Source organism: Thiolinea disciformis DSM 14473 (assembly GCF_000371925.1).
Classification (GTDB): Bacteria; Pseudomonadota; Gammaproteobacteria; order Thiotrichales; family Thiotrichaceae; genus Thiolinea; species Thiolinea disciformis.
Genome location: NZ_AQVE01000001.1, coordinates 135915 through 148409 on the forward strand (window position 1 = coordinate 135915; position 12495 = coordinate 148409).

The following is a 12495-nucleotide window of genomic DNA, read 5'->3' on the forward strand; positions in this document are numbered from 1 at the left end:
TTAATGCCCTGCCTCATACCCTAAATGATTAGCCTGTTTAATGAATGCCGCTACGCCTTCAGTAGGGGTTTCAATTAATGCTAACCAAGGCGCGTCGTAAAAACCAACGGCAAGCGTAATAAAGATTACGGTCGTGGCTAAGATTTTTTCAGTTAATTCGGCTGGTTTGGTATTCCAATGTGTCGTATCCGCTTCCGGCAAGGATAAAAACACCCGTTGAAAAGCACGCAATAAAAAACCGGCCGCAATTAAATTGCCTAAGGCCGCCAAAATCGTAATCGGTGCACCAATACCTGCAATTGCCCCTTCTAATACAAAATGCACCGCATCAAAACCCGGGGTTCCGGGCATCCCCACAATCGCAAGGCTTGCGACAAAAAATGCAATGCCTACCATGGGGATATAATCGAACATCATGCCTAAACGATTTAAATTTGTGGTGCGGGTGCGTTGCCAAATCAAGCCTGTCATAAACAGCAAGCTGGAAATCGCCAAACCTGTATTCAGTGACATTAAGAGACTGCCCTTTATTGCCACCTTATCAAGGCTGAATAAACCAATGGTAATAATGCCAGTATGACTGACGACCGCGTATGCTAAGAGACTGCGGAGATTTTGCTGGCGCAGGGCTAATAAAGCGGCATAAAACACGCCTGTGACGGCAAAAATTACCGCAACTTTATGCCATTGCCACGCCGCTTGGGGCGTGAGAATCAAAGCAAAGCGCCAGAGGCCATAAATACCGACTTTCATGCCCAACAAGGCAATGGGTGCCATGGCAATATTGCCGAACTTAATAAAATCAGGCAGCCAACCATGGAAGGGAAATAAGGGAACACGTACCGCTAAACCATAAAACAAGGCAAAAAATACCACGGGCGCGATTTCTTCTTTTACAGGCACACGTGACAACTGGATTAAGTCAAAAGACCAAACTTTCTGCTGGGTGGCATGACTCCAGCCTAATAATAAGGTAGCAATCATGAGCAGTACTAAGCCCACGCCCATAAATTGCAGAAAGCGCACTAGGACGGGTGTAATATCTTCCGTGGTTCCCCAGCGTTTGGTGAGATAAGCGACAAACAGGATTTGTAAGGCTGAAGCCATCACGAACCACAATAAATCCAGGGTGACAAACTGACTAATGAGGGTGGCTTGAATCGCCATCACAATGCCCAACATGGCGCTGCCATGCTGATTACGAAACACCATAAACACGATGGATAGGAAACCCAACACGGCGGTGAGCAATACAAATAACACACTCACACCGTCAACCGCTGCATGGTATTGTAGGGCGCGCCATAGTTTGACCTGTTCCGCGTATTGCATCACACTGAAGGCTTGGCTACTGTCAAAGCCCCAATATAAGGTGATCGCTAAAGCCAATTCGAGTAAGGCCGCAATACTCGCCACCATAAAAGCACTTTGCCCGCGTAGGCGAATTAATAGCAATGCCGCCAGCCATGGCGTTAATTGCAACAATCCTAATAAAGGCCAAGCATGAGAAGTTTCGATATACGTGATCATGCACAGTCCTTTTATAGAATCACGACCAGCGTGGCGGCAATCAATACCAGCAAATAACGCGGCTGACGCAAATAATTATCCAATAATTCGGCTTGTGCGCCCAAGAAGCGGGTTAAGCGCGACAGGCCATTGCCACTGCCTTGTAGTACCAAACGATTTTCAAACCACTCTAAAGCTTCAGCAGCCCATTGCATTAAAACGCCCAATACGCCAACACCTGTCCCTACTTGGCTTTCCAAACTTGGCATTGAGCCTGCGATGGTGGGGCGTCTGGATAAAATGGCCAATAAATTAGAGGAACCAGGTTGTCCCGTTAAAGGTTCAATAATACGTTCATCAAACAGTTGTGCCTCTTGAGCCAATTTGCGCGTGGGACGCACTAATAAACTATCAGCAATAGGATCTAGCCAAAAACGTTGTAAGGCCGCTGCATTGAGCCACGTCTTATTGCGTAACCACAGTGGGGGTGGTTCAACCGCTTTAGTGGTTTGCTGCATGAAGGAAGGCGCATGTAAAAACTGATAAGTGCGCCATAAGGTGTGCAAAACCAAATGAATCGTTGCCAAGGTATATAAACCTAAAGCAATCTCGATCAGCATTAAGCCTGTTTGCACCAAAGTCGCATGAATTAAAGAAGTTTTAATATCGGTCTGTGCCTGTGCTGTTAGCCAGCCATACACTACCGTTGCCAAGCCCATCGTGAATAACAGGTAGCTGAGTAGCGTGGCTTGTTCCAATAAAGGACTGATACGCAGTAACAGGTAAATGCCCGCATGACTCAGCACCGAACCATAAAATACCGCACTGGAGGGAGTAGGCCCTTCTAAAGCGCGCGTAATCCACGCGGAAAAAGGAAATTGTGCTGACTTAATCACGGCTGCTAGTGTTATGCCAAAGCCGATTAAGCTCATCATAAGATCCGATTCAGGCTGCGCTGCCGCAAATAAACCCTGCCAATCCGTCGTCCCTAAAAAACTTAGAGCAGTGAACAGTGCCAAAATGAAGGCCGCATCGCCAATACGATTGGTCACAAACGCACGGGTGGCATTGTAAGTAGCAATATCCCGCTGCCACGCATAAGCAATTAGTAAATAGGAACTGATGCCTGCTAACTCCCAACCAATGAAGGCTAATAGCGCTTCACCCGCCAATACTACTAACAAAACGCCACTGTGAAATAAGGACAGAATCATGAAATAGCGTTGGAAACCAGCTTCACGATGTAGATAATTGACAGAAAAACGCGTCACTAATAGCAGAATCACACTAAATAACACGCCGACGGTAAGGCTGAGTGCATCAAGACGGAAACTGATAGCCGCCGTGAAATGCGTTAAATCTAGCCAAGCTCCGAGCCAGTAGCTAGTGCTACCCCCACTGAGCCATGTGTATAAACCTGTCGCTGTTAACAGGATAGGTGCTACCGTGGCAGCACTGAGCGCCACCCAATGTGTTTCACGCTCACCCGCTTCGCCTCGATTCCAACCTAACATATACCCTAAGGCAATCCAAGCCGCAGCCAATAAAGGCAATAAGGGAACCAGCGCAATCATGAAGGCCAACTTAGACATGAACAGCCCCCGAAACAATGCGCACCGGCGGTAAATGGACTTTTTCCCCCTGATACCAATCCACTGAATGCTCAAACTGTGCTAATTCACTGGAGCCAATCCAGCGTACAAAACCTTGTTTAGGATAGAAATGATAAATCTCGGGTAAAGCAGGAGGCTTTACCCCTAATAGCACCCAACCATTACCGATTAACTCTTGTAACACCGCTTGACGCTGATAAACGGCTTCAACTATGGCAAGGTCGGCCTCAATTACCACCTGCAAGCGCATAGGCTCGTGAATTTCAATCATCTGTTTAGGTAGGCCAGTACGTAAATCACTACTGGCACCCTCCATCACCCCCAATAAGCCCATTACATTGTGAGTGACTTTCGAGCCACAACCGTAGCGATCATTGTCCACCGTGGAAAAATAGTATTCTAAATTGATCCCAGCACCGACCGGAGCCGTCGTGAGCAAAACGCTTTCCAATAAACGCCCATCGCTATCACCATGACAATCATAAGAAATCAGAAAGGCACGCCGATCTAAGAAAAGACTTTGGCTCATATGGCGTCGCCCAACAAATGCTACCGCATTCGTGACATGACCCAGCTCAGGGCGCGGTTGGCTATAGTCCATTCCACGTCCTGCAACATGCTGCGCTGCTGCGAGTAGACTAGGTTTTCGCGGGGCTGACATTAGTTTGCGACAACGTTCATGGGCGGAATGCTGGCTCGCTAAATATAGGGTTTTCTGCAAGTCATTAAACGCTAATTCCAAGCGTTTAGGGATTAAATCCAAATCCTGCCAACGGATTTCTTCGGTGCAGGTGTCATGCTCACCGCCGATAAACCATGTATCTTTGGGAATCTGAATAGCATCAGCAGCTAATAATTCTCGCACTTCAGGGCGATTAGCCATGGCCGCAAAACTACGCGCATTAGGGCCGCTATAACGCCCACTACAAGCGCCACAGCCATAAGCAGCTTGATGGGGATTATTCTGGTTGGTGGAATAATGTCCCAACATAATGACTAAAGGGGCAAAACCTTGAGTCAGACCGGTCGCCTTGAGGAAATTGCCCACTAATTGAGCTTGCTCTTCATTCGTAAACCCCACTTGGTTGTGCTGAGCAGAGCGTTGAGGATCAATGTGGCTAGCCGTCAGATGTAAACGACTGGGCACAACACCTTCAAAACGCTTTTTAGCCCGCTGAACACTACTACCAAAGCGTAATGGCGCAAATGATTTACCCGCCATTACCCCTAAAGCAGCTGGCGCTGCGGCGAGCGCCGTTAATGTCCCCAAGCCCAAACGCGTACGTGTCCATTGATGCAGGCCATTAAAGAAACCTAAACGCTCATGACGGCGTTTCTGGTGAAGTGCAAAAGCCGTCGCTGACTCGGCTAGCGCTTTTTCTTGAATCAGATTCACCGGTGTGACGGGCACAGGGCAAAGCTTACTACTGCGCTCATCATCCATACCTTGCCAATTCATGGGAATATTAAAAAATGCCGCTGCCCCCAAGGTTTCAATACTAGGGTCACATTCTTCCACATGCCGCCGGAAACCTTCCTCGCGGTCATCCATGCAGCAAATCACTTGCGCTTGTGGCCGACACGAACGATTAGCCCAAGTACCTTTCTGATGATTGTGTAAAATCGCGTTGTAAATAGCATTACGATAATTCAGTTCATACGCCTGCAACCACAAAAAGCTTAATTGCTGCTCATCCATTACCTCAAGACTAGCCAGTAACTCCGCTACTTTTTCTGAACCTAGCTGCTGAATATCTACACCTGTTAATCCTAAGTGTTGTGCCAAACGAAACAAACGCCAAGCACGATCGGACGCTTGAATATTCACCCCTTCATCAGTAACTGAGGAATGTTTCCACGCCCAAATCATTTGTGCTAAATGCAACCAAGCCGCAGCATCATAATGGTCGCGTTGGTGGAGATCGATTTGTTGCCGATCTAATAATTGGTGTGCCAATACCATGAGATACTCGGGTAATTCACCTTTAAAGCGCTCATAACGCACCAAAAATTCATCCAGATGGTCAAGGAAATAACCACGTAACTCCGGCAAGCTCGCCTCAATCAACCACTGATCCCGACAAACTTGGCGTGCCGTAATATGCTCCAATAGCAAACGCACGGCTAAATAATCGCGCATATCAACCGCATTGGGTAAATGCTGATATGCTGGTGTGCGATGCCGCCATAACATCATACCCGACCACCCCGGTAAATCTAAGGCAAGGTGCTCTAAATACGTTTCCCAATTCGCCTCAGGAATACCCAAACGCCGTAACTCAGCCTCAATCGTGGCACTCGCTTCATCAGGTAAAGAATCTAGGTGTTCAATCCAATCTGGCACACCATTCAGATTCGCACTCCAATCGGTCGCTGCCTGCATTTTCCACCACGTATAAAAACTCTTGGTGGGTAAAGTGGCTGAATTGGGTGCCAGTCCTTGATCTAGCCACAACGACAATGGGCGTAATAATAAGGGGCGCGCACTCTCCAAAATATCGTGCCCCAACAAGACTTGCAGCAAACCACGCAAGGTCATCTTGTGCCCAACTTGATGCAATAGGTCATCCAAGACTTCACGCGCATATTGATGCAACACAGGATTCAAACTCATTTCGCCTGCGGCTAATGTCTGCCCAAATAAGCGTGAAGCTCTATCAGGCGCAACATGCACCAACTCCTCAGCATGAGATAAGGCACGATCGAAATGCAAAACCTCTAAACAGCTTTGCCACAACTGCTGAATCGCAACACCTTCGTTCGCCAGACCTTGTTGGATAGCACGCTTTAACCACTGTGTTTTGGTTTCATGTGGAACATCTGCTTGGCAACCAGCTAAGGCTTGCTCTTCTTCAATCTTCCAAACCAATTGGTGGGGTGTAATGGCTTGAATCGGATAGTTTAAGACCACGCGATAAACATCTGCGCGTGTCAGCGTTTTATCCTTAAGCGTTATGATGACTTGATCCGCCGCTACGTCCGCTTGCTGCAAAACAGTATCCAAATCAGCTTGGGTAATCCGCCCCTGTTGATACTGCTCACGAAATTTTTCCAGTGGCCAATAGCCGCGATTGCCGGTTAATTCAGAAGCAGTGCGCACGGCATCCGGAAAGGGTAAATGTTGAAACCCATGCAGGGTATTGTGATGGACGAAATCACGAATCGGTGCTTGATTCGGCAATACATGATTTAAGTGCTCTAATAGATGCTCAAGCCGTTCAGCAAATGGCTTGGACGCTTTATCATGATGATGCTTCATCACAAGCCTCCTTGGACAAAAGCGCTAGCCCACTGACTCACTGAGACTTGCAAACGACTTATTAGCAGTGTGGGATAAAACCCTAGCCATAGGGTTGCTGCCATTAAAGCCATTCCCGCCATACATTCGCTTAAGTTCAGGTCTTTCATCGTGCTCCAATCCCCACGCATTGGGCCCGTGTATAAACGTTTAGCAGTACGCACACTATAGGTAGCTGAAATCAGAACTCCTAACGATAAAATTGCAATAAGCCAAGTCCAACGCTGAAAACCACCCACTAAAGTGTGTAATTCAGCCACGAAACCGATCGTCCCCGGCATACCAACATTGCCTAATAAAGCAAATACCATCAGACCAGCCAGCAAAGGCGTTGTCGCCAACATCGAGCCATAGTCATCAATGTTATAAGTCTGTGTACGCTCATACAGTAATCCCACCAACATAAACAGCAAGGCACTCACCAAACCATGCCCTAACATTTGCGTGAGAGCACCGGTTAAGCCATAGTGATTTAAAGTGGCAATCCCCACCAATACAGCGCCCATATGACTCACTGACGCATAAGCGACCATGCGCTTAAGATTTTGCTGACGCCACGCCAATAAACCGCCATAAATAATGCCGATCAAACCTAAAGCGACTAATAGACCCTGTAATTGCAGTGCTGCTTGCGGCAGCATGTCTACGCTACGAATCAAACCATAAGCGCCCATTTTCACTAGAATACCGGACAGCAACATGGCAACAGGCGTTGGCGCTTCTACATCCGCTAAAGGCAACCAGCCATGCAGGGGAAAGATAGGCATTTTCACCCCAAAACCAATTAACAGCCCTAAGAAAATGAGGGTCTGTTCGCTAGCGGGTAGCGCTTGTGCTGCCGTTTTAATAGAATCAAATAAGAAAGAATGCGCAGGATTGGCATCGAATAATAATAATAGACTCAATAGCATAAATACTGAGCCACCCATGGTATATAAAACGAAATTTAATGCGGCCGTTTGACGCTGTGATTCTCCCCAACGATCAATGAGAAAAAATAGGGGGATGAGGACTAATTCCCAAAACACATAAAATAATGCCCAGCCTTGGCTAATAAAAACGCCTGTCGTAGCAAACTCTAGTAATAACACCAGCACATAATAACTTTTAATACGTTCTTTGATGGAACCCGATACGCTGAGGGCAATTAGGATTAAGAGCTGTGTTAATACAATTAAAGGATAAGAGATACCATCCACACCGAAGACAAAATAAGTACCAAGTCTTGGATTCCACGTATATTTGCTAAACAACTGCACAGCAGGATTATTAAAATCAATGGCTGAGCTTAATACTACACTCAATAATAAAGCTAGGCTCGCAGTACTAAGCGCCAACAGACGAATTAAACGCGGTGAGGCATTCGGCCAAAGCAAAATAAATAAGGCGCCACCGAGAGGTAGCAATAGCAAAACGATTAAAAAATCCATGTCAAGCCCGACTGATTGTCCCGCAGCGAATGTATTGGCCTAAAGTACCAAAACCTTGATAGTAAGATGAATAGGGCTAAGTCACTAGCCCACTATTCATTAGGGAATAGGCCGAAGACTATTAAGTTTTTCTAACGTCGGTAGTGTAAGCGTCAACGGCGAGTCCGTCACGTTCCATTGGCCTTTTGCAACATTATCACCACTTAGACTATTGAAAATGGCATAACTATACTTGCCATAGTGCGGTAATTTACGTGCTAATACCTGCAAAGCTTCTGGTGTGGGCGCATCCAACAAAATCACAGGTTGCTGACCTGCCGTTAAAGCCAAGCCTAGTGAATGCAGTCCACACATATAAGTTTCGCTATTTAAGGTAAAAGCCGTATCGTTCAATTTAAACGGCTGATTGGCACGCATGAGCAAACGCGTCAGTGCTTCATTATCGCCTCCCAATAACACCATAATCCCACTCTCCGGCAAGGGTTCATCATCATATTGGATGCGAGACTGTGGATTGTTTTTAGCAAGCTGTTCGGCCCACTCTTCCCAAGCGAACTCCATGCCTGTGGTTAATTTGCGCTGCAATACAAAATACTTGGGTTCATCATTAAACAAAACATTCAAGGCCGCTGGTACTTCTCTCGCATTAGGCAAGCGCAAGACTTCAAAATAAGGATCAACCGCGACCGCCACAGGCAATTTTTCATACAGCAGGCTTAAGGTTTGCTCGCTTTGATACACGGGAAACCATTGGGTATTTTGCTGTCCATCAGCAAAGCTTGCCACAATCGGCACGCGCATTTGCCAAGGTTTATCACCCTGTTGTTTTAAGCTTAACCCTAACTGCACTTGTGTACCTACTAGCTTCAAGCTTGCTTGCTTTAAGCTCAATTGAGGTGCACCGGTACGGTTTAAACCTTGTTCAAATAACCCTTTTAAATCTTGCTGGCTTACGCGCTCAAACATTTTTTGGAGATCGTCAAAGCTTGCTGCACGAAAACGATAGTTTTGATAAAACTGTTTTAGTGCAGTAAAAAATGAAGCATCGCCGATTTGTAAGCGCAGGCTATGAAACAACATCAACGCTTTACTATAACCCACGGCTTGGGTTGCATTATCGTGACGGCTGCGAAAAGCATTTAAGGGCAGGTCATGACCAGCTTGCGTAAAAGCAGCGTATTGTTGTAAAGCATCGCGCCGATAATCTGCACCTAAGCCTTTTAATTCTTTTAAATAATAGTCACTTAAATAGGCAGTTAAACCCTCACTCCAATTCGCCTGACTGGCATCAGTATAAACACCATTTCCCCACCAATTATGCAAAATTTCATGCGGTAATGATGTCTCCAGAATAAAGGGTAGGCGCATAACTTTTGAGCCAAGCAAAGTAAATGACGGCATTCCCCAACCTGTTTCCCAAAAACTTTCTACGGTTGCGAATTTTTTATAAGGATACTCACCTAATAGATTGGTATAAAAGCTAAGATACTCCTGTGTCGCTTTTAGATATTGATTCGCTAGCGTTTCATTATTATTCAATAAATAAACTTGTGCAGCACCAGCTTGATAGAAAGTAAAGGCGCCAGCGACCAAATAAATCGCATCTTGTGGATGTTGCTCAATCCATGTTTTCCCTTGCAACTCGCCCTGAGTAATACTCAGCCAATTCGGCGGCAAATCTACTGCTAGCGTAAAGGTATGGCGTGCATTTGGTAATTGTGCATACCACGCTAAATTGGGGTCGAGGTAAAGACCACGCTCACTCAACATGACACAGATTTGCTGGAGCCAATCACAGTCAGGGGTTGAGGTGAATTGCCCCTCATATTCCAGCGTGATCGATTGATTAGGCGCCACTGCAATAAGGCGCCTATCACCCTGAATGCGTGACGTTTGCTTAGATGTTAAACGGAACTTCTTATTTAAGGATACTTCTAACGTTTGATGGGGTGGCACATTGAACGCGATGTTATCCTTAATCGACACAGAACCAAGAGATAGATCAGGTGTGACTTGTAATTGGTGATGAATGATTAAGTCGGTGTCTTTGTCAGTAGCGAGAACTGGAAAAGCATAAAGCAACCCACACAACAGCCATAGCCAATACCTGAAACCTTGTCGCATTCTATCCATTGCGTTGTTCGCCTCCCTTGATCATTGTGTATGCTGTTAGCGTAAGAGCGTGAAGCCTAGTAAAACTCAGTAGTCTGCATTATTTTTTAAGTGTTATGGAATTTTTATGAAAAAAATACGCTGTTATGCACTTACTGTGCTCACTCTAATGAACCCGCTCGCTTTCAACGCTGCTCAAGCTTCCACGGCAACCTTACAACATCAGACCCAAGCCGATGTACTGAGTTATATCCAGCATTACCAGCCACCCGCCTCAAATGGCGAGAAAAAATTAAGTTTTCTTGAGTTAAGTGCACAACTAAAAAACAAACGTATTGTATTTGTTAGCGAAATTCATGATCGTTACGATCATCACCTGAATCAACTGGCGATTTTAAAAGCCATGCACCAACAAAACCCTAATATAGCGTTAGGTGTGGAGTGGTTTCAGCAGCCCTTCCAACACGTGGTTAATGCGTATCTAGCCGGTAAGATCAATGAAAACGAATTATTGCGCCAAACGGATTATTATGAGCGCTGGCGTTATGATTTCCGTATGTTACGCCCGATTTTAGAATTCGCCAAAGCTAACAAAATTCCCGTCCTTGCTTTAAATGCACCGAGTGAAATTACACGTAAAATTGCCTTGAGTGGCTTAAGTCAATTAACACCTAGCGAGCGAGCACAAATTCCTGCTCAAATTACGCCACCGAGTGAATCGTATCAACAACGCTTAAAACAAGTTTTTGCCCAACATTCGCGTGAAGAAAGCCACTTTAAAAACTTTGCCTTGGCACAACGCGTATGGGATGAAACCATGGCGGCTAATATTGTGCAGTTTCTTAAACAAAATCCTCAAACGCGCATGGTGGTATTAGCAGGGCAAGGGCATATGAGTTTTGGCTCAGGTATCCCAGCCGACGTGAAACGGCAATTGCCCAAAGAAAGTATGCTTACCATTCATAGCACCAGTGCACGCGATATACAGCGGGGCCAAGCGGATTATTTTATTTTAAGTGAATATCAAAGCCTGCCACCTACCAGCAAATTAGGTGTGTGGCTAGATTCAAAACCAAATGGTGTGCATATTGGCAAATTAATCCCCAATAGCGCTGCAGCCAAAGCTGGTTTACAAGAAGGCGACCGTATTACACGGATTAATGATCAAGTGATTGATAGTAGTAGCGATTTATTTCTGACATTGGCGCAATATCGCCCTGGCGAACAAGTACAAATTGGTATAGAGCGCCGTTCAGCTCCAGAAAAACAACGTGCGCAAACGCTTAAACTAACGCTTCAATAAGGACGCTCGCCCACCCAATTACCGGGCGGATCATAATTACACACCCAAATTTGACCAGCATTAGGGCAATAGGCCATACCACAACCTATTTGGCGGGTTGTGCGCCATACCATTTGGGTGTAATGTCCGCATTGCTTGCCGCGACGACAAGTGTTTTTCCCATAACGGTAATCACTTTGTTCATCTGACCACGCTTGAGCAACCTCACTAGAGCTAACTAGGCTCGGCTCACGATTACCATCTGACCAGATAAGTGCGCTTGCCCAATATAAATTTTCACCAAATGCTTCGCGATCTTGACCCAATTCTTGGCGATGCTTGAGATGGCAACCGTAATTTTGTGCCAAACTGCCCGCCCATTCTTGCGCATAATTGGCCAAGTAGGGAGACCAAGTTAGCTCCGACAAGCCCAGCATGGCACGTACTTGATTGTGAGCTTGTACCATCTCCTCAGGATTTAGCGTGCTTACGCCCGCCACTACCGACACGGGTCGATCAGCGGGTGTAGTACTGGTACAAGCACTCAGTAAAAATAACGGTAATATACCGAGCCATTTAAGCTTATTGCTGGCGTACATAAGGATTATAGCTACGCTCCTCGCCAATAGTGGTATTAGGCCCGTGGCCAGGGATGACCGTAACGTGATCGTCCAAGGTGAATAATTGTTGTGTTATCGAGTCCAATAATTGCTGATGATTGCCGCCCGGAAAGTCAGTACGCCCAATACTGCCTGAAAATAACACATCACCGGCAAAGACTCTATTTTCACTGTGATCGATTAAAACCACATGGCCAGGCGTATGGCCAGGGGTATGGCGCACTTCGAAACGTTGTTTCCCTAAGGTTAAGGTATCGCCGTGTTTTAGCCATTGATGGGGCGTAAATGCCTCGTGCGGCGGGAAACCAAACATTTGCGATTGGCGTGGCAAGGCATCCAACCAATATTTATCGCCCTCGTGCGGGCCAATAATAGGAATCTGATAAGCCTCGGCTAATGGCAACGTCCCGCCAACATGATCCAAATGTCCATGAGTCAGCCATACAGCAACTGGCTTTAAACCTTGTTGCGTTACGAAAGCCTGCAACTGATCCACATCACCGCCCGGATCAACAAACGCGCATTCTTTGGTGACATCGCACCAAACAACGCTACAGTTTTGTTCGAATGGCGTTACTGGAATAGAACGATAAGGCATTATCAATAGCTCAAAATAGACTTAATGAGCAGA

The 12495-nt window shown here is 46.1% G+C and carries 8 protein-coding genes; 1 reads left to right on the forward strand and 7 read right to left on the reverse strand.

What is annotated here, in order from left to right; all coding sequences use genetic code 11:
- The 5 genes from A3IE_RS0100640 to A3IE_RS19535 all read right to left on the reverse strand — a co-directional run bounded on the left by A3IE_RS0100640 (position 1) and on the right by A3IE_RS19535 (position 9983).
- Positions 1-1530, reverse strand: coding sequence for a complex I subunit 4 family protein (locus A3IE_RS0100640; RefSeq protein ID WP_020393633.1), 1530 nt, complete (start codon positions 1528-1530; stop codon positions 1-3).
- Positions 1531-1541: 11 nt separating this feature from the next.
- A complete protein-coding gene (locus tag A3IE_RS0100645; protein WP_020393634.1) occupies positions 1542-3101 on the reverse strand; it encodes a proton-conducting transporter transmembrane domain-containing protein in 1560 nt (519 codons plus the stop codon).
- Complete coding sequence (locus A3IE_RS19530) at positions 3094-6381, reverse strand: DUF2309 domain-containing protein (protein WP_020393635.1); 3288 nt, start codon at positions 6379-6381, stop codon at positions 3094-3096. The genes A3IE_RS0100645 and A3IE_RS19530 overlap by 8 nt, the downstream gene beginning before the upstream one ends.
- A complete protein-coding gene (locus tag A3IE_RS0100655; protein ID WP_020393636.1) occupies positions 6381-7850 on the reverse strand; it encodes a complex I subunit 4 family protein in 1470 nt (489 codons plus the stop codon). The genes A3IE_RS19530 and A3IE_RS0100655 overlap by 1 nt, the downstream gene beginning before the upstream one ends.
- A gap of 99 nt (positions 7851-7949) precedes the next feature.
- Entirely contained in the window at positions 7950-9983 is a 2034-nt protein-coding gene (locus A3IE_RS19535) for a M1 family metallopeptidase (protein ID WP_020393637.1), read from the reverse strand.
- A 106-nt stretch (positions 9984-10089) separates the two neighbouring features.
- Between A3IE_RS19535 and A3IE_RS0100665 the strand changes: the two genes are divergently transcribed.
- A complete protein-coding gene (locus tag A3IE_RS0100665; protein WP_020393638.1) occupies positions 10090-11265 on the forward strand; it encodes a ChaN family lipoprotein in 1176 nt (391 codons plus the stop codon).
- Here A3IE_RS0100665 and A3IE_RS0100670 read toward each other — a convergent pair.
- Both A3IE_RS0100670 and A3IE_RS0100675 read right to left on the reverse strand, forming a co-directional pair.
- A complete protein-coding gene (locus A3IE_RS0100670; protein ID WP_020393639.1) occupies positions 11259-11843 on the reverse strand; it encodes a CAP domain-containing protein in 585 nt (194 codons plus the stop codon). The genes A3IE_RS0100665 and A3IE_RS0100670 overlap by 7 nt on opposite strands.
- Positions 11827-12462 (reverse strand): MBL fold metallo-hydrolase, encoded by a 636-nt coding sequence (locus tag A3IE_RS0100675; protein ID WP_020393640.1) that lies wholly within the window; start codon positions 12460-12462, stop codon positions 11827-11829. Before A3IE_RS0100675 ends, A3IE_RS0100670 begins: the two co-directional genes overlap by 17 nt.
- Positions 12463-12495: the final 33 nt, after the last annotated feature.